The organism is Gulosibacter sediminis, from assembly GCF_023370115.1.
In the GTDB taxonomy this organism is placed as follows: Bacteria; Actinomycetota; Actinomycetes; order Actinomycetales; family Microbacteriaceae; genus Gulosibacter; species Gulosibacter sediminis_A.
Window position 1 is genome coordinate 318646 of record NZ_CP097160.1, and the last position, 23572, is coordinate 342217.

General features: G+C 68.0%; 24 protein-coding genes and 1 tRNA gene. 10 read left to right on the plus strand and 15 right to left on the minus strand.

Annotated features, from left to right (window positions below; all coding sequences use genetic code 11):
• Positions 1-55: 55 nt before the first annotated feature.
• Positions 56-1828, minus strand: a complete 1773-nt coding sequence (locus tag M3M28_RS01355; RefSeq protein WP_249387069.1) for a hypothetical protein — start codon at positions 1826-1828, stop codon at positions 56-58.
• Between the two features lie 206 nt (positions 1829-2034).
• Between M3M28_RS01355 and M3M28_RS01360 the strand changes: the two genes are divergently transcribed.
• Together M3M28_RS01360 and M3M28_RS01365 are read left to right on the plus strand one after the other, a co-directional pair.
• Positions 2035-2124: transfer RNA gene (locus M3M28_RS01360), tRNA-Ser, on the plus strand.
• Between the two features lie 342 nt (positions 2125-2466).
• Positions 2467-2952: a pyridoxamine 5'-phosphate oxidase family protein gene (locus tag M3M28_RS01365; protein ID WP_249387070.1), complete on the plus strand. Its 486-nt coding sequence runs from the start codon at positions 2467-2469 to the stop codon at positions 2950-2952.
• Between the two features lie 169 nt (positions 2953-3121).
• Here the strand turns inward: M3M28_RS01365 and M3M28_RS01370 are convergent, their stop codons facing one another.
• A complete protein-coding gene (locus M3M28_RS01370; protein ID WP_249387071.1) occupies positions 3122-3355 on the minus strand; it encodes an RNA-binding S4 domain-containing protein in 234 nt (77 codons plus the stop codon).
• 107 nt (positions 3356-3462) lie between these two features.
• On the opposite strand from M3M28_RS01370, the gene M3M28_RS01375 reads away from it, so the two are divergent.
• The gene (locus M3M28_RS01375) at positions 3463-4671 is read left to right on the plus strand and encodes a cobalamin-independent methionine synthase II family protein (RefSeq protein WP_249387072.1); all 1209 of its coding nucleotides are present in this window, start codon (positions 3463-3465) and stop codon (positions 4669-4671) included.
• A 161-nt stretch (positions 4672-4832) separates the two neighbouring features.
• Here M3M28_RS01375 and M3M28_RS01380 read toward each other — a convergent pair whose 3' ends face one another.
• The 4 genes from M3M28_RS01380 to M3M28_RS01395 all read right to left on the minus strand — a co-directional run bounded on the left by M3M28_RS01380 (position 4833) and on the right by M3M28_RS01395 (position 6535).
• Entirely contained in the window at positions 4833-5177 is a 345-nt protein-coding gene (locus M3M28_RS01380; protein WP_249387073.1) for a hypothetical protein, read from the minus strand.
• A complete protein-coding gene (locus M3M28_RS01385) occupies positions 5174-5536 on the minus strand; it encodes a YidH family protein (protein ID WP_249387074.1) in 363 nt (120 codons plus the stop codon). Before M3M28_RS01385 ends, M3M28_RS01380 begins: the two co-directional genes overlap by 4 nt.
• 127 nt (positions 5537-5663) lie before the next feature.
• A complete protein-coding gene (locus M3M28_RS01390; protein ID WP_249387075.1) occupies positions 5664-6086 on the minus strand; it encodes a helix-turn-helix transcriptional regulator in 423 nt (140 codons plus the stop codon).
• Between the two features lie 41 nt (positions 6087-6127).
• Positions 6128-6535 carry a VOC family protein gene (locus M3M28_RS01395; RefSeq protein WP_249387076.1) on the minus strand — a complete coding sequence of 136 codons (408 nt, stop codon included), beginning with the start codon at positions 6533-6535 and terminating at the stop codon, positions 6128-6130.
• A gap of 157 nt (positions 6536-6692) precedes the next feature.
• On the opposite strand from M3M28_RS01395, the gene M3M28_RS01400 reads away from it, so the two are divergent.
• Genes M3M28_RS01400 through M3M28_RS01415 form a run of 4 tightly spaced genes read left to right on the plus strand, consistent with a single transcriptional unit; the run spans position 6693 to position 8243 of the window.
• Entirely contained in the window at positions 6693-7046 is a 354-nt protein-coding gene (locus M3M28_RS01400) for a hypothetical protein (protein WP_249387077.1), read from the plus strand.
• A 43-nt stretch (positions 7047-7089) separates the two neighbouring features.
• Entirely contained in the window at positions 7090-7293 is a 204-nt protein-coding gene (locus M3M28_RS01405; RefSeq protein ID WP_249387078.1) for a hypothetical protein, read from the plus strand.
• Positions 7294-7341: 48 nt separating this feature from the next.
• Positions 7342-8031 (plus strand): DsbA family oxidoreductase, encoded by a 690-nt coding sequence (locus tag M3M28_RS01410; protein WP_249387079.1) that lies wholly within the window; start codon positions 7342-7344, stop codon positions 8029-8031.
• Positions 8028-8243, plus strand: a complete 216-nt coding sequence (locus tag M3M28_RS01415) for a hypothetical protein (RefSeq protein ID WP_249387080.1) — start codon at positions 8028-8030, stop codon at positions 8241-8243. The genes M3M28_RS01410 and M3M28_RS01415 overlap by 4 nt, the downstream gene beginning before the upstream one ends.
• A gap of 130 nt (positions 8244-8373) precedes the next feature.
• On the opposite strand, the gene M3M28_RS01420 is transcribed toward M3M28_RS01415, so the two are convergent.
• From M3M28_RS01420 to M3M28_RS01435, 4 genes are all read right to left on the minus strand, one after another.
• Positions 8374-8880, minus strand: a complete 507-nt coding sequence (locus M3M28_RS01420) for a HutD family protein (protein ID WP_249387081.1) — start codon at positions 8878-8880, stop codon at positions 8374-8376.
• Positions 8881-8924: 44 nt separating this feature from the next.
• Positions 8925-10262, minus strand: coding sequence for a M20/M25/M40 family metallo-hydrolase (locus tag M3M28_RS01425; protein WP_249387082.1), 1338 nt, complete (start codon positions 10260-10262; stop codon positions 8925-8927).
• Between the two features lie 216 nt (positions 10263-10478).
• Positions 10479-12140, minus strand: a complete 1662-nt coding sequence (locus M3M28_RS01430) for a dipeptide ABC transporter ATP-binding protein (protein ID WP_249387083.1) — start codon at positions 12138-12140, stop codon at positions 10479-10481.
• Between the two features lie 147 nt (positions 12141-12287).
• Positions 12288-13226: a LysR family transcriptional regulator gene (locus M3M28_RS01435; protein ID WP_249387084.1), complete on the minus strand. Its 939-nt coding sequence runs from the start codon at positions 13224-13226 to the stop codon at positions 12288-12290.
• 164 nt (positions 13227-13390) lie between these two features.
• Here M3M28_RS01435 and M3M28_RS01440 point away from each other — a divergent pair, with 164 nt between their 5' ends.
• Positions 13391-14725, plus strand: a complete 1335-nt coding sequence (locus M3M28_RS01440) for a glucarate dehydratase family protein (RefSeq protein WP_349305335.1) — start codon at positions 13391-13393, stop codon at positions 14723-14725.
• Positions 14719-15702 (plus strand): 2-hydroxyacid dehydrogenase, encoded by a 984-nt coding sequence (locus M3M28_RS01445; protein WP_249387085.1) that lies wholly within the window; start codon positions 14719-14721, stop codon positions 15700-15702. The genes M3M28_RS01440 and M3M28_RS01445 overlap by 7 nt, the downstream gene beginning before the upstream one ends.
• Positions 15703-15896: 194 nt before the next feature.
• Here M3M28_RS01445 and M3M28_RS01450 read toward each other — a convergent pair whose 3' ends face one another.
• From M3M28_RS01450 to M3M28_RS01470, 5 genes are all read right to left on the minus strand, one after another.
• Positions 15897-17171, minus strand: coding sequence for an alpha-hydroxy acid oxidase (locus M3M28_RS01450; protein WP_249387086.1), 1275 nt, complete (start codon positions 17169-17171; stop codon positions 15897-15899).
• 34 nt (positions 17172-17205) lie between these two features.
• Positions 17206-18543 (minus strand): MFS transporter, encoded by a 1338-nt coding sequence (locus M3M28_RS01455; protein ID WP_249387087.1) that lies wholly within the window; start codon positions 18541-18543, stop codon positions 17206-17208.
• 212 nt (positions 18544-18755) lie between these two features.
• Positions 18756-19484 carry a FadR/GntR family transcriptional regulator gene (locus M3M28_RS01460; protein ID WP_249387088.1) on the minus strand — a complete coding sequence of 243 codons (729 nt, stop codon included), beginning with the start codon at positions 19482-19484 and terminating at the stop codon, positions 18756-18758.
• Between the two features lie 117 nt (positions 19485-19601).
• Positions 19602-20528 carry a 5-dehydro-4-deoxyglucarate dehydratase gene (gene kdgD, locus M3M28_RS01465; protein WP_249387089.1) on the minus strand — a complete coding sequence of 309 codons (927 nt, stop codon included), beginning with the start codon at positions 20526-20528 and terminating at the stop codon, positions 19602-19604.
• A gap of 212 nt (positions 20529-20740) precedes the next feature.
• Entirely contained in the window at positions 20741-21673 is a 933-nt protein-coding gene (locus M3M28_RS01470) for a 2-hydroxyacid dehydrogenase (protein ID WP_249387090.1), read from the minus strand.
• Positions 21674-21974: 301 nt separating this feature from the next.
• Here M3M28_RS01470 and M3M28_RS01475 point away from each other — a divergent pair, with 301 nt between their 5' ends.
• On the plus strand, positions 21975-23546 hold the full coding sequence (locus M3M28_RS01475; RefSeq protein WP_249387091.1) for an ABC transporter substrate-binding protein: 1572 nt from the start codon (positions 21975-21977) through the stop codon (positions 23544-23546).
• Positions 23547-23572: the final 26 nt, after the last annotated feature.

The following is a 23572-nucleotide window of genomic DNA, read 5'->3' on the forward strand; positions in this document are numbered from 1 at the left end:
TCGACGGATGTGCGCGGCGGCACGTGTGCGAGGGCCGCGACCGCGCATCCCACCCCTACGGAGTAGCCGAAGCGGTCGCCGTCGGGCCGTCGCCGTCGGCGTGCGACGCCGCGTCGTCGAACGTGAGCACGGTCGTGGTGCCAGGCGTGCTCGCGACCGTGAGCGGCGCATCCGCGGTCAGGGTCGCACCCGCGAGCTCGGCCTGCACCGGCGCCATCGCGGGCAGCGTGCTCTCGGTCGAGTCGAGGGAATCGCTCGCGAGCTGGGAACCGGAGTCGGGCGTCCACGCGGCCGGCGCATCCGCCCCCAAGCCCTCGGGCGCGTGCAACGAAACTGGCGCGAGCGCATCCGTCGCCGAGGGGTCGCGCATGTCGACGATGACGTACGTGAGCGAGCCGTCGTCGCCGTAGACGGCGTGCACCATCACTCTGCCGTCGCCGCTCACGGAGGGCGTGAGCACCTGCCCGTCAGGCACCCAGCTCAGCAGCATGAGCGCGAGGAAGTTCGAGCGTCCCTCGATCACTTCACCCGGTTCGTCGACCGTGCCGCTCGCGCAGACCGGGCTCATCGGGGCGCCGCCATCGCACGCCCCGAGCATCGAGTGAAACGCGATGCGCTCGGCGCCGATCTCGGCGGCGGTGAGCACGTAGTCGCTCGTCCAGAGGGCCTGGGCGTGCGTGCGCGAGGTCTCGTTGCCGCCCGAGCACGAGGTCGGCCCCGTCTCTTCGACCCAGAACGGCAGCCCGGCGTCGTCGGCGACGCCCTTGCCGAGGCTGAGGATCTTGTGCGCGCTCTCGCGCAGCGCGGGCGAGGTGAGGTTCTCGATGGTCGTGGTCGACGACCGGTTGCTCGTCGCGTCGCAGCGCCACAGCGGGTACCAGTGCATCGTCACCGCGGTCTTGTTCGGCAGATCCGACTCGGTGTAGGCGCGCAGCCAGGTCGTGTCGTAGGCGCCCGGGCCGGCGTAGTTCGTGCCCGGCGTCTCGGCGTCGATCGCGTCGGAGTGCTCGACCAGCGCATCCTGGTAGGCGTCGGTGTCCCAGTCGTCGCCGCGCACCGCGAGGTCGGGTTGCGCCTCGGGGGAGTAGCCATTCGGCTCGTTGCCGATCGTGATCGCGAGCAGGTGGTCGCCGAACGCGGCCGTCGCGTACTTCACCATGTCGGCGGCGCGCTCGGGGTCGTTGTGGCCGAGGTCGACGACGAGCGTGACGTCGGCATCAACCGCCTCGACGACCGCCGCGACGCGCTCGAGGTCGGCCGGAGTGACCGTCGCCTCGGCCCACTCGGGCGCGGGTTCGTCGGTGCTCGTCCACCACATCCGCCGGTCAACCTTGTTGCCGCCGAAGCGCAGCACGGGGTTGCCGAGCGCGGCGAGGGTCGTCGTGAGGTTCGAGTTGTCGCTGTTCCAGGCCGGATTTGCGAGCTCGGTCGCCTCGAAGCTGAGGCCGAAGGTGCCGCCCCAGGCGGTCGCGTCGTCGGCGAGCGCGAAGTTCGCGGTGATCGGCTCGGCCGAGAGCCCAGATGCGTCGGGCAATGCGAATGTGCCGGGGTTCGGGTCGTAGCCCGGAACGATGAGCTGCTCGGCGATGTTCTGCGTCGGGGTTGGGGTCGCGGCGTCGGATGCGGTGCCCGAGTCGGTCGGGCCGGTCTCGGTCGCGTCGTGGGGCGCGAAGACGATGGCTGCGATGAGCACGACGATGGCGACGGATGCGCCGGCGATGATCCAGGCGAGTCTCGGAGACCGGCGAGCAGGGGCGTTCGTGCGGTCGGAGGTCATCGAGTCGTCGTCATCCTTCGCGGTCGTGCGCGGGCGGTGGCCTGGTGGCATCGTACCGAGGCGTGGTTTCGCGGGCGTGGGGTGGGGCTGCTGGTGGGGCGGGCGGGGTCGCGGGCTCGGCGGTGACCTCAGTAGAGCCGAGGGGCCCGCCGAGCCCGCGACATCCGCGCCCGCCAGACCACCACATCCGGCCCTCGCCAAAACTCGGCAAAACATAAGTTGCGCGAGCACTGAGAAATGTGCTTAAAATAGACGCTGGTGACGTGTCCGAGCGGCCGAAGGTGCAACACTCGAAATGTTGTGTGGGGGCGACTCCACCGTGGGTTCAAATCCCACCGTCACCGCCAGGTTGAAGGCCCCGAGTTCTCAGCGAAACGCTGAGGAGTCGGGGCCTTTGTCATGCGGTGACCGGTGCCGCCGTCGCCTGAATCGTGGGTGGGCCGCCCGGGTGCGACTGGCACCGCCAGCCGCCACTGGCACTGCCAGCGACACATGGCGCCGTCCTGATCGCGCCAGTTGATTGCAGCAGCGCCAGTCGCGGGTCGTGAGGTGCGCGGACAGCGGTCTCGCCGGTCCAAGGCTGGGCAATTGGTCGTTCCGTGGTTCTGAAGTACGTCGAGTCAGTGTCTGAGTACCCGGTAAGGCAGTCTTCGTAAAATCGGCGAAATTTCGATCGTTAGGGAGGCGTCATGGGTACGCAGGACGAATTGAGCAGGGAGCAGGTTCTCGAGATCATGCGAGGCGAGCAGATCCTTATGCTCTCCACCGCAACGAAGGAAGGCAAGATCGTCGCGCATCCGATGACAGCGCAGGCGATTGACGACGACGCAGTTGCCTGGTTCTTCATCGGGCTACAGGGCGATCAAGCCGATGCAATCCGCGAGAACCCGCAGGTGAACCTCGCCTTCGCGGACACGGGGTCGTGGCTCTCGGTCTCGGGCACGGCCAACTTCGTGGACGACCGAGCCAAGGTCGAGGAACTCTGGGACGGCCAGGTCGCCGCGTACTTCGACGGGGGCAAGGACGACCCCAACCTCGGGCTGCTCAAGGTTGTGCCCGAGTCGGCCCAGTTCTGGGGAGTCGAGGGCAACAAGGTCATCGCGGCGGTAAAGATCCTGGCCGCCAAGATCCGGGGCTCCGACGGCCCCGGCACTTCGGCGACCACCGAGTTGTAGCAGCGACCCCGCCCGCCCGGGAACCCCGGGCGGGCGGGGTCTTGAACAGAGACACCAGCGGCGCCTCAAGCGACCACTGTTGCTGTCATAACGGCGCCAGTTATTGGCTGCAGCGTCAATTGTCAGCGCACGAGCGAAGCAGGCTTGCCAGCGCAGTGCTGGCCGCCGTTCACGCCCCGGCGCGCACCCGCACCCCGTGTCCCCCGAGTTCGACGACGTCGCCGTCGTGCAGCTGTCGGCCGCGGCGCGTCTCGCCCTCGCCGTTCACCCGCACGTGGCCTTCGCCGATGACCTCTTTCGCGTCGCCGCCCGTGTCGAGCAGCCCCGAGAACTTGAGGAATTGCCCGAGACGAATCATGTCGCCTTCGATCTGGACATCGTCGATCGGGTCGCTGCTGCTCATGCCCTCATGCTAGCGACCGGGCGCGGCCCCACCCCAATCGCCGTGCAACGTCGCACGGCGTCACAATCCGCAGAAATATCGGGGTACTTCGATACTTTTTGAGCACTATGACGAAAATCGAAACCACCACTGCTGGAAGCCTGCCCCGCACGCAGGCGCTCATCGACGCCAACTCGGCGCGCACCGTCGCTGACGACGGCTTCACACTGCAGTCGACGCCCGAATACGACGCCCTCGTGACCGAGGCGGTGCGCGACGTCGTCGCACGCCAGCGTGAGCTCGGCATCACGCAGCCCGGCGACGGTGAGTTCGGCAAGGCGATGTCGAGCCCGGTCGACTACGGCGCCTGGTGGACCTACTCGTTCCAGCGCAACAAGGGTCTCTCGCTCACCGGCGACAACCCCTTCACGCAGGAGCCCGTGCGCTCGACGCCGGGCAACGTGCAGCTCACGTCGTTCCCCGACCGCCGCGACTGGACGATCTTCGCCGAGGCCTACGCCGACCCGAACAGCGGCATGGGCACGGGCAAGAACGCGACCGAGTGGCCGGCGACGACCGGCGAGATCGAGTATGTCGGCCAGGATGCGATTGCCAGCGACGTGCGCAACCTCAGCTCGGCCCTCGAGGCCGGCGAGCGCGGCTTCATCACCGCGATCGCGCCCGGCTCGGCCGCGCGCATCCAGAACGACTTCTACGCGACCGAGCAGGAGCACATCGACGCCTGGATCCCCGCGCTCCACGAGGAGTACAAGGCCGTCACCGACGCCGGCCTCATCGTGCAGCTCGACGACCCGTCGCTCGCCGAGAACTGGGACCAGATCAACCCCGAACCGAGCGTTGAGGACTATCTCGCGTTCACGCAGATTCGCATCGACGCGATCAACGAGGCGATCAAGGGCCTGCCGAAGGAACTCGTGCGCCTGCACCTCTGCTGGGGCTCGTGGCACGGACCGCACACGACCGACATCGAGCTGAAGCACATCCTCAAGACCGTGCTCTCAGCGAACGTCGGCCAGGTGTCGTTCGAGGCCGCGAACGCGCGCCACGAGCACGAGTGGGAGATCTGGGAAGAGAACAAGGCCATCATCCCCGACGACCTCGTGCTCGTGCCAGGTGTCGTGAGCCACTCGACGAACCTCGTCGAGCATCCTGACCTCGTCGCGCAGCGCATCGCGCGCTTCGCGAAGATCGTCGGCCCCGAGCGCGTCATCGCGTCGACCGACTGCGGCCTCGGTGGCCGCATCCACCCGCAGATCGCCTGGGCGAAGCTCGATTCGCTCGGTGAGGGCGCGCGCCGCGCGGTCGCCCGCATCTAGTCGCTTTCGCTGAGGGGCCCCGCCGCGTGCGGGGCCTCTTCGCGTTTTCTGTGGCGCGAGATGGGTGCCGCGGAGATGGCAGCGGCAGAAATGACGACCGTAGGAAACCGCATCGAACGTGGCTTGTGCACCGCCTTCACCACCCATACGCGCGGCCCGACCTACGGCGTGACCGCCTGCGGCAGTACCGACAGCGCGATCACGACGAGGGCGACGACGCCGGCCCCGACCGTCCCGAGCAGCAGCGCCAACTGCAGCCAGGGCGCACGATTGAACACCGGCCGGCGCCCCGAGTGCCGGATGCTCGCGCCGAGATACAGCGCGGCCGCGGCGGCGATGCCGAGGTAGCCGAGCAGCGCGAGCACGTCCTCGCCCGCGCGGCCGAGCATGAGCCGTGACCAGAGCAGCGAGTAGATGCCGATCTCGAGTGCGGTGCGCTGCCACGCAAACCGCGTCTCGCTTCGCGGCAACGCGACGTCGTCGGGGTCGTACGAGTGCAGCGTCATAGCAACATCGCCGCGACGAGCAAGGCGCCCGACACCGCGACCGAAATCGACAGGATCAGCCCGAGTGGCGTGCGCGGCAGCGGCTCGTCACGGCGCAGCGCGCGCTCGGTGCGCATCCACGAGAACCACGCGGCGACCGCGAGCACGATGCCGGTGAGCACGAGCGCGACGGCCGCGAGCATCCGCATCACCTCGTGCAGCTGCTGGCCAAGCAACTGCAGCGCGATGCCGCAGGCGATCAGCGCGATCGCGGTGCGCATCCACGCGAGAAAGGTGCGCTCGTTCGACAGCGTGAAGCGCGCATCCGGCTCCTCGCCCGCCGAATAGACCGACTTCGGAAAACGCGACTCAGCAGACATGCCACTATTGTGCGCTGCGCGCGTCACGCCAGCCAACGCGTTGCGGTTCGCTCTATCGAAGCGCGATGTCGGCCCGAAAGTGGGCCCAAACGCAAGACCTATGCGCGCTGGGGCGTGGGAGGGCGGTTCACGATACGCGGTCGCGCCGAATCGGCCGCGACACCTGCCGTGCAAGGCAGTGCGGGATGCCCTCGGTCGCGTCCGCACGCTCGCGGGCGTAGCGGCTCGGCGACATGCCGACGAGTTCGGTGAAACGCGTGCTGAAGGTGCCGAGCGACGAGAACCCGACCTCGAAGCAGACCTCGGTGACGTTGAGGTCGCCGCGACGCAGCAGCGTCATGGCGCGCTCGACGCGGCGGGTCATGAGATAGGAGTACGGCGTCTCGCCGAACACGCGCTTGAACTCGCGCGCGAGGTGCCGGCCCGACATGTTCGCCCCGTGCGCGAGCGCATCGACGTTGAGCGGCCGCGCGTACTCGCGGTCGATGCGATCGCGGATGCGGCGCATGGCAACGAGGTCGCGCAGCTGCTGCGAATCAGAGCTGGCCATGACGCGATTCTGCCACGGCCGCATCCACGGGGCGCACACGACTACAGCTGGTTGATGCGCACGAGGTTGCCCGACGGGTCCCGGAATGCGCAGTCGCGCACGCCGTAGTCCTGGTCGGTCGGCTCCTGCACGACCTCGGCGCCAGCGGCCTCGAGCTGCTCGTAGAGGGCGTCGAGGTCTTCGGTCGCGAAGGTGATGGCGCCGTACGCGCCCTTCGCGATGACTGCGAGGATGGTCTCGCGCTCGGCGTCGGTGAGGCCCGGGTCGATTGCCGGGGGAGTGAGCACGATCGAGGTTTCGGGCTGGTTCGTCGGACCGACGGTGATCCAGCGCATGTTTTCGTAGCCGACATCCTGGCGCACCTCGAAGCCGAGGGCGTCGCGGTAGAACTTCAGCGATGCCTCGGGGTCGGTGTGGGGCAGGAACGCGTAGTGAATGTTGATCTTCATGGCTGCAACGCTATGGCGCGGCGGGTGGGCGCGGCTTCTTGATTCCTGCCAAGTTCGGTGGTCGGCGGCAGACGGATGCGCGGCTCGTCGGATCGGTGATGAAACTGCAATCTTGTGCTCGGTTTGGGGCGGCGGATGCGGGGCTACTATGACGCGCATGAGCGAAGTTCTGCAGCCGGTCGCGCCAGCGAGCGAGGCAGCCAAGCCGGCGCATGGCAAGGCCGTGGCCGCGATCGTGCTGGGCGCGGTGTCGTTGATTCCGCCCGTGTATTTCCTGGTCATCGGGCTGCTCCAGCAGCTGAACCCCGAGTCGCTCATCGGCTACTTAGGGCTGCTCACGATTCCGATGGCACCGGTCGGCGTGATCCTCGCCGGCGTCGGCATTTGGCTCGCGATCTGGGCGAAGCGGCAGGGTGCGAAGGCGAATGTCGGCCTCGCGCTGTGCATCCTCGGGGCCGTTGCCTGCCTCGTCGTGCTCGCCTACTTCCAGCCCTGGACGTGGTGGACGTAGTCGGAGCATCCCGCCCTGCGGATGCGCGGCTAGGGTGACGCGCATGAGCGATGTTGGTCAGCAGAGCGAGGCGGAGCAGCCGGCAGCCTCGCCAGGGCGAATCAAGGCCGTGGCGGCGACCGTGCTCGGCGCGCTTTCGCTAGTGCCGCCCAGCTATTTCCTCATCGTCATGACGGTGTGCATGATCGGCCTCATCGCGTGCCTCGCAAACTTTGCCATCTTCCAGCGGTGGCGCGTGTTCTTCTGACCCCGCGGCCGCGGGAATGCTCGCGGCCCGCGGCGCGTTGCTACGGGCATGACTTCGAACACGCAGGCCACCCCCGAGCCGATCGCCATTGACATCTGGACCGATGTCGTCTGCCCGTGGTGCTACATCGGCGAATCGCGCCTCCACGACGCCCTCGAAGCTGAGGGCCTCAGCGATCGCTTCAAGATCGAGCTGCACGCCTTCGAGCTCGACCCGACGTCGCCCGTCGGCGACGGCAGCGAGACCAACGTCGACCACCTCGCCCGCCGCAAGGGCATGCCGCGCGAGCAGATCGAGCAGATGGAGCAGCAGATCCACGGCCTCGCCGACGAAATCGGACGCCCCTACGCGACCGAGCGCCCCATGGCGAACACGCGCCCGCTGCACCGCGTGCGCCAGGCGGTCATCGACAATGGCGGCGACGGCGACGCGTTCTTCCTTGACCTGCAGCGCCGCTACTTCGCCGGCGACGTGAACCCCTTCAACCAAGACGAGATCGTCGCGAGCGCCGAGCAGCAGGGCCTCGACGAGGCCCGCACCCGCGAGGTGCTCGCCGGCGACGACTTCGACCAGGACGTCACCGACGAGGCCCGCCGCGCCCAGATGCTCGGCGCCCAGGGCGTGCCGTTCTTCCTCTTCAACCACAAGTACACGGCGCCGGGCGCGCTGCCGCTCGACACCTTCCGCCAGGTCGTGCGCTCACTCGTGGCCGAGCAGGATGCGCAGGCCGCGAAGTGAGCGAGCCGCGTATCGCTTCGGCGCAAGACTTCGGCGACGCCGCGACCGAAGCGGCGACGAACCGCGCGGCCGATGCCGACGATGATGGCGCGACCATCGCATCCGACGGGAGCGAGTCGCCAGCGCAGCTGCCCGCGATTCAGGGCCTCGACGGTCTGCTTGGCGGGGCGGTCACCGCGACCACCTGCTCAATCGACGGCACCTGCGACTAACGGCGTCCGCTGCAGGCGGCTCGGCCCCATCGAGTGTCCCCGGAATCCCACTTCCAGTGCCTCAAAGTGGGACATCGGGGACACCCGATGCCCGCAAGACGGCGACGAGTTACGCGCGCGGTGTCGGAAGTTAGACGACCAGCGCGCCGAGGCTTTCGGGCAGGTCTTCGTCGCTGAGGTCGCCGCCAGGGACGAGCAGGTCGAAGCGCGAGACCCGCTCCGAGTCGGTGAGCGCGATGAGTGCGAACGCACCCGGCGCATCCGCTGCCGACGCGGCAACCTGCAGGTCGAGCTCGGCACGCTCGGCCATGAGGTTCACGGCGTTGCACGGCGCGTCGAGCGTGACGAGCACGGTGGTCGCGCCGCCGTCGAACCTCAGTGGCACGCAGTCGTCTACGCGATGGAGACGCCCGTCAACCTCGAGCGAAACGGATGCGCCCACCGGCACGAACGTGCGCTGCAGCCCCGGCAGCGGCGAGAAGTCTGCGGGCTGCTCGAGGTCCGCGACGCTGAGCTTCCACCGGCGGCCGTCGCGATCGATTCCCGGCACCTCCTCGTCGAGGCCGACCAGTTCGGTCGTCGATCCGAGGCCATTCGCCCATGGGGTCGACTTACGGTCGCGCAGCGAGCGGATCACTCGCCAACCCCCGGCCCGGCCAGGCGCACCCTCAGCACCCGCCACTACGCCCGCTCCAATACACGCGCCGTGACGCGCGCCCCAAACTGCAGCGCCTCGACGGGCACGCGCTCGTCGGCGGCGTGGAACTGCGCGAACACGTCGAAGTCGAGCGGCACGCGCAGGGGAGTAAACCCGTACCCGGCAATGCCGAGCGTCGAGAAGTGCTTGTTGTCGGTGCTCGCGGGCAGCATGTATGGCACGACCTCGCCCTGCGCATCCTCGACGTCGATGGCCTCGCGCAGCACCTCAACGAACGCCCCCGACGCCGGCGACTCCGTGCCGCGGTACCAGGCGCGCTCCTCGATCTCGACATCGGGCCCCGCGAGTTCGCGCAGTGTCGCGCGCACGAGCTCGTCCTGCCCCGGAACCACCCGCACATCGACGAGCGCGGATGCACGCCCCGGCACGACGTTCGGCTTGCCGCCGGCCTCGAGCACGGTCGGGGTCGCGGTCGTGCGCAGGCCGGCACCGACGAGCGGCCCGGCGATCTCGAGCCCCGCGAGCTCGGCCTCGAGCGTCGCCTCGTCGAACGCGCGGCCGCGGGCGCGACCAAACGCATCCAGGAAAGCCTCGAGTGCACGCGTGCGCGCGACCGGAAACTCGTACGCCCCGATGCGCGCGACCGCCTCGGCCAGCGCAACCACCGTGTTCTCCGACGACAGCCCCGAAGCATGCCGGGCCGACCCGCGCGCCGTCAGCGCCACGGTCGCCGGGCCCTTCTCGCCGGTCGCGAGCAGGTACGCGCGTCGGCCCGACGCATCCAAGGGCACGGAGAACCCGCCGACTTCGCTGATCGACTCGGTCACGCCCGAGAACAACTCGGGCCGATTGCGCACGAGCCACCGCGAGCCCCAGACTCCGCCCGCCTCCTCATCGGCGAGAAACGCGAGTACGAGATCGCGCCGCGCCCGCACACCCGTGCGTGCGAAGTGCCGCACCACGGCCACGAGCGTGCCAGCGAAGTGCTTCATGTCAACGGCGCCGCGGCCGTACAATAACCCGTCGCGTACCTCGGCGCCGAAGGGCGGCGCGGCCCAGTCGCGCGCATCCACCGGCACGACGTCGAGGTGCGCGTGTGCGAGCAGCGCGGGCGCCGAAGGGTCACTCCCCGGCACGCGCGCGACGAACGAGCCGCGGCCGGGATGCGGTTCGAAGAACTCACCTTCGATACCGACCTCGCCAAGCCACTCCTGCACGAGCCTCGCGGCGCGCGTCTCGCCGTCACCGATCGTCGCGAGGTCGCCCGTGTTGATGCTCTCGATGCGAATCAGCTGCCGCGTGAACTCGAGCGCCTCGTCCTCGAGTCTTCGCACCGCGGCGGCGTGGTCGGGGGTCGTCATTGGCGCTCCTGCCGTCGTGGAAGTTGGCCGGCCCGGGCCGCGCCGTGTCGCGGTGACCGGGCCGTGCATCCAGTCAAGCGGGCGACCCCGGGCATCCCAAGCCGTGTGACCGAGTATGTCGCACGCGCCCCGCAACACTGTTACCCGCCGGCCGAACCACCCACAAAGTGAGCGCGATGGCGGATGCGCGGCCCGGGCGGGCGGCGCGGGCGCGGGCTACAGGCTCGGCACCGCGTCGAGCAGCTTGCGGGTGTAGTCGCTCTGCGGGTGGCGGAAGATCTCGGCGGTCGGGCCGTACTCGAGCATCTTGCCGTGCTGGATCACGGCGACGGTGTCGGCCGACTCGGCGACGACGCCGAGGTCGTGCGTAATAAAGAGGTAGCTCAGGCCGAGCTCGCCCTGCAGCTCGTCGAGGAGCTTGAGGATCTGCGCCTGCACCGACACGTCGAGCGCCGACACGGCCTCGTCAAGCACGACAAACTCGGGTTCGAGCGCGAGGGCGCGCGCGATCGCGACGCGCTGGCGCTGACCGCCCGAGAGCTCATCGGGGAACCGGTCGATGAGGTTCGACGGCAGCGACACCTGGTCGAGCAGCTCGCGTGCGCGCTTCTTCTGCTCGGCGGCGTCGCCGACCTTGAACGACTTCAGCGGCTCGCTAATGATCTGCTGCAGGTTCATGCGCGGGTTCAGCGAGTCGAACGGGCTCTGGTAGACCATCTGCATGCGCTGGCGCAGCTTACGCAGGGCACGGCCGTCGACCTTGGTGATGTCCTTGCCATCAAACAGAATCTGGCCGCTCGTCGGCTCGTCGAGGCGCAGGATGATGCGGGCGAGCGTCGACTTGCCCGAACCCGATTCGCCCACGACCGCGAGCGTTTCGCCGCGGCGGATCGTCAGGTTCGCGTGGTCGACCGCGGTGAGCGTCTTCGCTGAACCGCCGCGGGGCAGGTCGAAGATCTTCACGAGGTCGCGGGTCTCGACGAGGGGCGCAACCTCCTCGACCTCCTCGACCTCACGGATGCGGGTGGCACGGGTGTCGAACGCGTCCATCTTCGGCACGGCGTCAATGAGCGTGCGCGTGTAGCTCGCGCTCGGGCTCGACATGACTGCGCGAGCGGGGCCGGCGTCGACCACCTCGCCCTTGCGCATCACGACGACCTTGTCGCTGCGCTCGGCGGCGAGGCCGAGGTCGTGCGTGATCATGAGCACGGCCACACCGAGCTCCTGCACGAGCTGCTCGATGTAGTCGAGAATCTGCTTCTGCACCGTCACGTCGAGCGCGCTCGTCGGCTCGTCGGCGATGATCAGCTTCGGGCTCGTCGACAGTGCGCCGGCGATGAGCGAGCGCTGCTTCATGCCGCCCGAGAACTGGAACGGGTACTGGTTCGCGCGCTCCTCGGGGTGCGTCAGGCCCGACATCGTGAGCAGCTCGACCGCCTTGTTCGTCGCGGTCTTGCGGTCGGCGAGGTGGTGGATGAGCAGGGGCTCGGCCACCTGAATGCCCACCTTGCGCACGGGGTTGAGCGAGCCGGCCGGATCCTGCGGAATGAAGCCGATGTCCTTACCGCGCACCTCGCGCCACTGCGATTCGTTGAGGCGCAGCATGTCGCGTCCGTCGAAGCGCACCGAGCCGCCCTGAATTTTCGCGTTCGGCGAGAGCAAGCCCTGGATCGCGTTGACGACCGTGCTCTTGCCCGAGCCCGACTCGCCCACGATCGAGAGAATCTCACCCGGCGCGAGGTCGAGGCTGACGCCCTGCACCGCATGCACGAGCTTGTCGCCGACCTGGAACGCGACGCGCAAGTCGTCGACTTCGAGCAGCGGTTCGGTGGGGCGGTCGGCGGATGCGGTGGTGTCGGCAAGCGGAGTCGCGGTCATGGATCCTCCTCGTTGAGTGATGACCAGTCTTCCCCCGAGGCTAGCCCGGGCCCGAACAGCGAGGCAGGCTCATGTCTGCATGGATCAATGCAGAAAGTGGATGAGCGGGGCGGGGCTCGTGCTCGGGTCGCGAGCCGCGCATCCCGCCTAGATGAGCTGTGTCGCGCGAATGAGCGAGTGCTCCTGCGCGACGTCCTCCTCGAGCACGTCGAGAAAACGGAACACGACGGGGTTCGTCGTGCCCGCGTTCCAGGCGAGCGAGAGCGTGGATTGCACCGGCTTCACCTGCATGCCCTCGAAGTCGATCGGTCGCAGCCGCACATCCTCGGGCAGGAAATGCCGTGCCGAGGCGGGCACGATCGCGAAGCCGAGCCCCGCGTTCGCGAGCGAGAGCAGCACCGGAATCTGCCCCGCGTACTGCGAGATGCGCGGCTCGATGCCAGCCCGTTGCAGCGCGAGCATCGCGAGGTCGTGGAAGTACCGCGCCGTCTTCGGCTGGTACATGAGCAGTGGCTCGCGGGCAAGGGCGTCGAGACGAATCGGCTCGGCGGAGGCGGCGTGCGGCGACGAGGTGTGCACCGCCACGAGCATGTCCTCGGTGAGCAGCGTGCGCTCGGTGATCGTCGGTCGGTTGAGCTGCGGGTGCAGCAGGCCGATGTCAACCGTGCCGCGCTCGATCTCGTCGAGCTGGTCAGCGGTGATGCGCTCGGTGAGGTTGAGGCGTACCCCAGGCAGGTGCTTGTTCACGAGCTTGACGATGGCGGGAAGGATACTCCGTCCGGCCATCGCGGTATAGGCGATCGACAGACTGCCCTCGGCACCGAGCCCCACCGCCTTCGTGTCGGCGGCGGCACGATCGGCGAGGTCGAGGAGTTGCCGGGCGTGCGGCAGCAGCACCCGACCGGCCTCGGTGAGCACGACGCGACGGCTCGTGCGCACGAACAACTGGGTGTCAAGCTCGCGCTCGAGCTGTTGAATCTGTCGGCTCAGCGGCGGCTGCGTCATCTGCAGCCGCGCGGCCGCCTCACCGAAGTGCAACTCTTCGGCGACGGCGACGAAGCATTCCATCTGAATTAGCGAGAACATCAATACCTTCCCGGTATTGATTATTCCATAGGACGTGTTGGTGGCATCGACCCGGGCTCCTAGGGTGAAGTCTATGGCGTCCCGTTGCCCGCGCCAGACGTTGCACAATGTCGTGGACGGCGACCGCGCCGTGTCCCAGTGCACCGACGAAAGGCAATGACGCCGTGGAACAGATCCGCCGTTTTCGACGCGACGACCAGCAAGCAGCCGGGGCAACCCCGGGCAGCATCTCCGAGATCGTGATCACGCCAGTGGCGTTCCACGACGCGCCGCTGCTCAACTCGGTCGGCGTGCACGAGCCCTTCGCGCTGCGCGCCATCATCGAGGTGACCGCGGCTGACGGCACCGTCGGCCTCGGCGAGACCTACGGCGATGCCCAGCACATCCAGCGCCTCGCGCTCGCGGCAGAGGTGCTCGTCGGCCTCGACGTCACCGAGACGAACGAGCTGCGCCGCCGCGTCATCGAGGCGCTCGAGAACGACACCATCGAGGGCGGCCACGGCATGTCGGGCATGGTCACCGGCACCACGGCCGCCGACCGCGTGCTCTCGCCGTTCGAGGTCGCCGCGCTCGACATCCGCGCCCGCCAGCTCGGCGTGTCGGTGTCGGAGCTGCTCGGCGGCCGTGTGCGCGAGCGCGTCGAGCTCAGCGGCTACCTGTTCTACAAGTGGGGCGGCCACCTCACCGAGCAGAATGAGCCGGGCGAAGACGACGCGTGGGGCCCCGCGCTCGATCCTGCAGGCATCGTCGAGCAGGCCCGCACCCTGATCGACCGCTACGGCTTCACCGCGCTCAAGCTCAAGGGCGGCGTCTTCCCGCCCGAGGAGGAGGTCGCGGCGATTCTCGCGCTGCGCGAGGCGTTCCCCGACGTGCTGCTGCGCATCGACCCGAACGGCGCCTGGACCGTCGAGAGCTCGGTCAAGGTGGCCGAGGCGCTCGAGGGCGTCATCGAATACCTCGAGGACCCGACCGTCGGCCTCGACGGCCTCGCCGCTGTGAAGCAGCGCACGAGCATCCCGCTCGCGACGAACATGTACGTCGTCTCGTTCGACCACATCCGCCCCGCCATCGAGCAGAACTCGGTCGACATCGTGCTCAGCGACCACCACTTCTGGGGCGGCTTCAAGCGCTCGCAGCTGCTCGCCGGCATCTGCGAGACCGTCGACTGGGGCCTGTCGATGCACTCGAACTCGCACCTCGGCATCAGCTTCGCCGCGATGATTCACCTCGCCGCCGCGACCCCGAACCTCAGCTTCGCCGTCGACACCCACTGGCCGTGGAAGCGGGCCGACGAAGACGTCATCGTCGGCGACGTGTTCAACATCGCGGGCGGCTCGGTTAACGTGCCCGAGGGTCCCGGCCTCGGCGTCGAGCTCGACCGCGACCGCCTCGCGGCGCTGCACCAGCAGTACCTCGACGCGGGCCAGACGCAGCGCGACGACACGACGTACATGCACCGCATCCGCCCCGACTTTTCGCCCGAGGTGCCGAAGTGGTAACTCCGCTGCGCATCGTCGTCAGCGACCCGATCATCGCGCCGTTTCGCGCGCAGCTTGAGGCGACGGCCGAGCCGCACGAGTGGGTCTACGCGACTTCGGGCGACGCCGCCGAGCTGAACCGGGTGGCGGCCGATGCCGACGTGCTCGTGCTCTCGAAGCTCGCCGAGCCGGCTGACTTGCGCGAGTCGAGCATCCGTCTCGCGCACGTGACCGGCGCCGGCACCGATCGCGTCGACGTCGCGCTGCTGCCCGCCGACGTTGCGATCTGCAATACCGGGCATCACGGCCGCTCGATTGCCGAGCACGTGATCATGCAGCTGCTCATGCTGCGTCGGCGCGCGCTGACGACGGATGCGCAGCTGCGGTCGGGCGAGTGGCGCACCGTCGCGAGCGACCCGGCCACGCCGTACCATCGGCTTGCGTTCGGCGACACGCTCGGCGTCGTTGGCACCGGCGAGATCGGCCAGGAGGTCGCGGCGCTCGCGGCAGGGCTCGGGATGCGCACGATCGGCGTTCGCCGCAACGCTTCGGCCGGCGTGCCCGCGGGCTCGTCATTCGAGCGCGTCTACGGCTTTGATGAGCTCGAGGCGTTCCTTGGTGAGTGCGACATCGTCGTGGTGTGCGCGCCGCTGAACGACGAGACGCGCGGCATGATCTCGAGGCCGCAGCTCGCCGCGATGAAGCCGACCGCGCACCTGCTCAACGTCGCCCGCGGCGGCGTGCTCGACGAGGATGCGGTGGCCGAGGCCGTCGCCGACGGCACGATCGCGGGCGTCGGCCTCGACGTGTGGTGGGGCGGCAACGACGGACTCCGCGCCCCCAAGTCGGTCGCCCGCTTCGCGAGCCTCCCGAACACCGTGGTCAGCCCCCACCACTCCGGCCACGCCGAGCAGGTATTCATCGCCCGCGCCCGCGACATCGCCCACAACATCGACCGCCTCGCCGCCGGATTGCCCCTCGAGCGCCAGGTTCGGTAGGGGTGGGGTTGGCGCCTGATTCCGGGCTAATTCGCCATTGGTCCGGATGCCCGGGGCTGTGCAAGGCTCCACGGCACCGGCCGCGCAGCCCCACCACCGAGAGCTTGGGCTGTTATTGCGGCCCTCCAAGCCACACGCGAATTTGCCACGGGTGTGTACTTTGCGCCCCCGGTAGTCGCCCGCGGCCCAAGCAACTACGCCCCGGTCACCCGAGACCCGGCGGGCGCGGCCGCCGATCCCTGCACCGGCACGAGGCGCTGCAGCTGTGTGACGTGCCGCGGCTCGAGCTCCTCGATCGTCGAGACGCCGAGCAGCGCCATCGCGCGACGAATCTGCGAGCCAAGGATCTCGATCATGCGGTCGACGCCCTCGCGGCCGCCGGCCATGAGGCCGTAGAGGTACGCGCGGCCGACGAGTGTGAACTTCGCGCCGAGCGCCATCGAGGCGACGATGTCGGCGCCGTGCATGATGCCGGTGTCGAGCATGATGTTCGCGTCGCTCCCGACTTCGCGCACGACCTCGGGCAGCAGACGGAACGGCACGGGTGCGCGGTCGAGCTGACGGCCGCCGTGGTTCGAGAGCACGATGCCGTCGACCCCCTTGTCGATGAGCCGCACCGCGTCGGGCAAGGTCTGCACGCCCTTCACGATGAGCTTGCCCGGCCACATGTCGCGGATGATCGAGAGGTCGTCGTCGGAGATGGTTGGGTCCATCGCCGAGCTGAGGAGCTCGCCGACGGTGCCGCCGGTCGACGAGAGCGAGGCGAACTCGAGCTTCGGTGTCGTGAGGAAGTCCCACCACCACCACGGGCGCGGAATCGCGTCGACGATCGTCTTCACCGAGAGCTGCGGCGGAATCGAGAAGCCGTTGCGGGTGTCGCGCATGCGGTTGCCGCCGATCGGCGCGTCGACGGTGAACATGAGCGTGTCGAAGCCGGCCCTCGCGGCACGCTCGACGAGGCCGTACGAGATCTCGCGGTCGCGCATGACGTAGAGCTGGAACCAGTTGCGCCCGTTCGGGTTGACCCGCTGCACTTCTTCGATCGAGGTCGTGCCGAGGGTCGAAAGCGAGAACGGGATGCCCGCCGCCGCGGCAGCGCCGGCGCCAGCGGTCTCGCCCTCGGTCTGCATGAGCCGCGTGAAGCCGGTCGGGGCGATGCCGAAGGGGAGGGCACTCGTGCCGCCGAGGATGTTGGTGGTCGTATCGACGTGCTCGGCCGGGCGAAGGATGTCGGGGTTGAACTCGATGTCGCGGAAGGCCTGGCGGGCGCGGCGCATCGAGAGTTCTTCGTCGGCGGCACCGTCGGTGTAGTCGAAGGCGGCCGCGGGGGTGCGGCGCTTCGCAATCTTCCGAAGGTCGGCGACGGTGAGGGCCGCCTCGAGGCGGCGGCGCTTGAGGTTGAAATCGGGCTTCTTGAACTGCAGGTACTCGAAGATGTCCGAGGGGTTCGGTAGTTGACGTTGCACCATGGTGGAGACCTTTTCGTTTTCGACGATGTTGGGGCTACGCCTCGGGCACGGCTGCCGGAGTGATAGCGGTTTCGACGTGCGCAACGCGCTTGATGAAGAACGACGCGATCACCGAGATACTGGCGCAGATCGCGACGTAGACCGCGATGGGCCACCACTCGCCTCCGCTGATCTCGAGCAGCCAAGCAGCGATGATCGGGGCGGTGCCGCCGAAGATCGCGGCACCAAGCTGGTAGCCGAGGGTCGCGCCGGTGTAGCGCAGCTCGGGCGCGAAGTTCTCGGCGATGAGCGTGCCGAGAATCGCGTTCACGCTGCCCCACAGCAGGCCAAAGGCGAAGATGGTCGTGACGAACAGCGCCCAGGTTTCGCCGGTGTTGAGCACAAGGTAATAGGGAACGATCAGTACGATCGTCGCGCTCGCCGACCAGCGGTAGAGCAGGGCGCGCGAGACGCGGTCGGAGATGGCACCGAAGATCGGCATCCAGACGGTCGCGACGAACGCGGCGGCGCCGACCGCGAGGAGCACCATGTTCTCGCGGGCGCCGAGCACGTTCGTCGCGTAGGCGACAACGTAGGTGCCGAAGATGTAGAACGGGCCGGTCTCGGCGGCCTTCGCGCCGATCGAGACGAGCACGGCGCCCCAGTGCTTCGTCACGACGTCCTTGATCGGCAGCTTGAGGCGGGCGCCGGTCTCGCGGATGCGGCGGAACTCCGGGGTCTCGTCGAGGCCGTTGCGGATCCAGAGGCCGATGAACACGAGCACGATGCTCGCGACGAAGGGCACGCGCCAGCCCCACGTGAGGAACTGGCCGTCGGGCAGTTGCGTGAGCAGGGCGATGACGATCGAGGCGAGCAGCATACCGAGGCTGATTCCCATCTGCGGCACGGCGCCGTAGAGTCCGCGGCGGTGCTTCGGGGCGTACTCGTAGGCGAGCAGCAGCGCGCCGCCCCACTCGCCGCCGATGCCGAGGCCCTGGAGGATGCGGAAGCAGATGAGCAGGATCGGCGCGGCGATGCCGATCGCCGCGAAGTCGGGGAGCAGGCCGATCGCGACCGTGCCGCCGCCCATGAGCGTGAGCGTGATGAAGAGCGTCTTCTTGCGGCCGATGCGGTCACCGATGTGCGAGAAGATGATGCCGCCGAGCGGGCGGAAGAAGAACGTGAGCGAGAACGACGCGAAGGCGAGGATCGTCGACACGAATTCGTCGTCGCTCGGGAAGTAGAGCTTGTTGAAGACGAGGGCCGCGACGGTGCCGTAGACGAGGAAGTCGAACCACTCGATGACGCTGCCGCTGAGGCTGCCGAGGAGCACGCGCAGGTTGAGCTTCTCTGTGGTGTCGGGTGTTGGGGTAGGTGTTCCCGGTGCGTTCATGAATCTCTCCCTTGAGATTTTTGCTACTGAGATTTCCGCTGCCAGTGCGGGTGCGGGTGCGGGTGCGGGTGGGCCACACGTGTGGTACGACCATGTGGTCTGACCACACGAGTGTAGGCACTCGCTGTTCAACGCGTCAACAAAAAATGTTCAAAATGCGCAGGAGACACCCCCGGGCGCGGCCGCCCGGCCTAAGAAGGTGCGGCTGGGAACTACTCGGCGCCGGTGGCGGGAGCGCCGAGGTTGCCTGCGGCTTCGCCGGCCGCCGACGTTTCGAAGTAGTACCCGCGAATGTGGGCCTGGATACGCTCTGCCGCGACCTCGCGGTCGCCCTCGCGGAGCGCCGTGAAGATGTCCCGGTGCTCGCGCCGCAGCCTGCGCGAGGTCGTCGCCCACTCGGGAATCGCGTGGGCGAGCGCGAGCGTGTGATCGGCGATCGACAGCCGCAGTGCATCCATGAGCGTGCTGATGAGCGGGTTGTCCGCGGCGCGCGAGAGCACGACGTGGAACTCGGCGTCGAGCGGAAGGAAATCCTCGACGGGGAGCAACTCGTCGTCCATGAAGTCGAGCAGTCGCTCGGCACTCTCCCAATCGCCGAAGGCGGGGTCGGAGTGTTCGGCCGCCCATGTCTCGAGCAGCAGCCGCGTCTCAAAGATGTGGTGGTGATCGACCTGCCGTGTCGCGAGCTGCAGGTTGAGCGCGAGCGTGAGCGCCTGTTCGGGCGCCGCCGTGATGATCGTGCCTGAGCGGGGGCCCGAGCCGGTCGAGGTGCGGATCGTGCCGAGCGACTCGAGCACGCGCATCGTCTCGCGCACCGAGCTGCGCGAAATGCCGAGCGTCTCGGCGAGCGTGCGCTCACTCGGCAGGTGGTCGCCGACGTGCAGACGGCCGCTCGCGAGTTCGTCGGTGACCCACGCCATAACCACTTCGTGTGCCTTCATTCGCACAATTGTTGCATTCGCCGCCCGGGCGCCACTGCACACTGGAAACGCGGTAAGCGCCCCGGTCCGAAGGCCAGAGCGCTCACCCTTGCGCGTATCCGCGACGTTGGAACGACGCTACGCCGAAACCTGCACCGTCTTCACGAGTGCGTCGAGGTCGGCGAGGTCCTGCTCGCTGAGGTCCTGCAGCGGCGGGCGCACGGGGCCCACGCTGCGGCCGACGACGTTGAGGCCGCCCTTGACGATCGACACACCGTAGCCGTGCTTGCGGTCGCGGATGTCGAGGTAGGGGATGACGAAGTCGCGCACCATGCGGCTGACCTCGGGCTCGTTTTCGGCGCGCACTGCGTCGTAGAACTTGAGCGCAAACTCGGGCACGAAGTTGAACATCGCCGACGAGTAGGTGCTCATGCCCATCTTCAGCAGCGGCAGCGCGTAGGTCTCGGCGGTGGGCAGGCCACCGAGGTAGAACAGGCGGTCGCCGAGCGCGGCGCGCACGCGAGCGAGGTGCTCGATGTTGCCGATCGCGTCCTTGAAGCCGATGAAGTGCGGGTGCTTGTCGGCGAGGCGCTGGAGGATCTCGGGGGTGTAGATCGCGTTCGCGCGGTTGTAGACGATGAGCGCAATGTCGGTCGACGAGGCGATCGCGTCGAGGTGGTTGAACAGGCCCTCCTGGTCAACCTCGGTGAGGTACGGGGGCAGCACGAGGAGGCCCTCGGCGCCGGCCTCGGTCGCGGCCTGGGCGTTGGCGATGGCCTGCTTCGTCGAGCCACCGGCCGACGCGAGCACGGGAACTTCGTCGCGGCTCGACTCGACCGCGGCGCGCACGACCTGGGGGAACTCGTCAACGCTGAGCGAGAACCCTTCGCCGGTGCCGCCTGCGGCAAAGAGGCCGGCAACGTCGTAGCTCGACTGCCATTCGATGTGCTTGCGGTACGCAGCCTCATCGAAGTCGTAGTCGGCAGTGAAGGCCGTGGCCGGGAACGACAGCAGACCGGTGGCGAGGTGCTTCGCGAGCTCCTGCGGCGTGTACTTCGTGGTCATGGCAAATCCTTTTCGAATAAATCTGTGAGGGTATTGGTCAGCGTAGGAGGAATTCGGAGGCGAAAACGCGATTCGCTATCCAAGTCGGCTATGCGCCGATATCAAAAGTGGAAACGCGCAAAATCAATTCCGAATTCGCATTGGGGGATACCTGACAGGGCCGCTTCGCGACGGGCGCGAGGCGGCCCTCGGGTGGGGTTGGGATGCGCGAACTAGAGCTCGACGGGCGTCACGAGCGGCTCGCCAGCGAGCTGCGCGCGCACGTTCTCGAGCACGAGGTTCTTCATGTCGTTGCGGGTCTCGACCGTGCCGCTGCCGACGTGGGGCAGGGCGACGACGTTCGGCAGGTTGAGCAGCTCGGCGGGCACCTGCGGCTCCTCCTCGAACACGTCGAGGCCGGCGCCGCCGACCGTGCCGTCCTGCAGCGCGGCGATGAGCGCGGCTTCGTCGACCACGGTGCCGCGGGCGACGTTGACGAGGATGCCGTCGGGGCCGAGTGCCGCGAGCACGCCGGCATCGACGAGGTGCTTCGTCGAGGGGCCGCCGACCACGGTGATGACGAGCGCGTCGCTGCGGCGGGCAAGTTCTTCGAGCGAACCGACGTACTCGGCGGTCGTGCCGGGCACCTCACGGCGGTTGTGATAGAGCACCTTGCAGCCGAAAGCCTCGACGCGCTGGGCGACGTCGGCGCCGATGCGACCCATGCCGAGGATGCCGATGGTGCTGCCCGAGAAGCGTCGCGTCAGCGGGTAGTTGGCCCCGGCGGCCCACTCGCCGGCGCGGGTGAAGCGTTCGGAGTCGGGGAAGCGACGGAAGGCGTTGAGCAGCAGACCGAGCGCGGTGTCGGCGACGCAGGCATTGAGTACATCGGGGGTGTTCGTCAGCGCGACACCGCGAGCCTTGAGCGCGGCGGTGTCGTTGCCGTCGTAGCCGACGCCGAAATTCGCGACGAGTTCGAGATTCGGCAACTGCTCGAGGAGTTCGGCCTTCACGCCGTTGCGGCCGCTGGTCACCGCGATGCGGATCTCCTCGGCGCCCTCGATGGGCGCTCCAGGGGTCACGACGCGGGCGGCAAACTCATCGTTGAGTTGCGTCTCGAGGGCGGGCATCAGTGGGCCGACCTGGAGTACGGAAGTTGCGTTCATGTCGCTCACGCTAGTTCGGGCGGGTAAAAATCGTCTAAGACGTAAAACGCATTGATCAATTCCCGCGGTGCATCTATCCCGCGAGTCGCGTGGAATTCCGCGACTTTTGCCGAGCGAAAAAGCCGAATCCGCGCATCCGACGTCATTTGCTTACGGAATGCTTGCTTGCGAACTTCCGCGAAATTGATTGACTCTAGGTACGCGAGAGTCCGTCGACAACGCGGTCGACACCCCGCATCAGACCTCAGCCGCGTCTCGTACGCGACCGGCCACATCCACCATGGCAAAGGAGCCAAACGGCATGACAAGTTCTGCAGTTCCCAGGAGCGCCAAGGCGCGCCTCACGCGCAGCGCCATCGCTGTGGTGCCGATCATCGCGCTGCTCACCGGCTGCACCGTCGCCAACTCGCAGTCCGACTCCGGCGTCGGCGCCCTCGAGGGCGACACGGTGCGGGTCGTGCTGCAGCAGGAGCCCCCGACGCTCGAGGCGTGCGAGGCGAACCTCACCTCGACCGGTGTCGTCGTCCGTTCGAACATCACCGAGCCCCTTGTCGAGCGCGACCCGGCGACGGGTGACCTCGACCCGTTGCTCGCCACCGAGTGGTCGCAGACCGGCGACACCGAATGGACGTTCACGATGCGCGAGGGCGTCACGTTCCAGGACGGCGAGAAGTTCGACGCGGCCGCCGCCGCGCACTCGATCGACCGCGCCGTCAATTCCGACCTCGGCTGCAACGTCGAGGGCTACGTCTTCGGCGACGCCGACCTCGGTCTCGACGTCGTCAACGACACGACGCTGAAGATCACGACCGAAGAGCCCGACCCAATTCTGCCGCTGAAGCTCTCATTCATCGAGATCGTCTCGCCCGCCACCTCCGACACCGAGAAGGTGCGTGAGCCCGCCGGCACCGGCCCCTACGAGATCGCCAACTGGAGCTCGGGCAACAACATCCGCCTCACCCAGTTTGCCGATTACTGGGGCGACAAGCCCGAGTTCCCGAACGTCGAGTATGTGTGGCGTGGCGAGGCGACCGTGCGCGCGGCCATGATCACGAACGGCGAGGCCGACATTGCGACCGGCCTGAGTCAGGACGACGGCATCGGCGACTACGGCGTCCCGTACCCGAACAACGAGACTGTCGCCGTGCGCTTCCAGGGCAACGTCGCGCCGCTCGACGACATCCGCATCCGCCAGGCGATCAACTACGCGATCGACAAACAAGGGATCGTCGACGCGCTCTACCCGAACGGCGACCAGGTCGCGGCGCAGATCATCCCCGAGGGCGTGGTTGGCCACAACCCCGACCTCGAGCCCTGGCCTTTCGACCCGGAGATGGCCAGCCAGCTGGTCGAGGAGGCCCGCGCCGACGGCGTGCCAGTCGACACCGAGATCCAGCTCGTCGTGCGCACCGCGCAGTTCCCGAAGATTCAGGAAGTGGCCGAGATCCTGCAGGGTGAATTCGCCGAGATCGGCCTCAACGTGAACCTGCAGATGCTCGAGACCGCGCAGCATCTCGAGTACCAGACCGCACCGTTCGTCACGAACCAGGGCCCCATCATGCTGCTGATTCAGCACGGTAACCAGGCCGGTGACGCCCAGTTCTCGGTCGACCAGTACTTCCTCTCCGACGGCCCGCAGAGCGAGTTCGGCACCGACGAGTTCGACGCGATGATGGATGCGGCCCGACCGCTTTCCGGCGACGAGCGCGAGGCGGCGTACGAGGAGATCATGAACTACGAGGTCGAATCGATCGTGCAGATGGCCTTCATCTCCCACCAGACCGGCATGCTCGGCGTCTCCGACCGCATCAACTACACCCCGAACTCGGCATCCGGCGACGAGTTGCGGATCTCCACGGTGACCTCGGCCTAGCGCCGGCACCGCACCCGACTCAACGC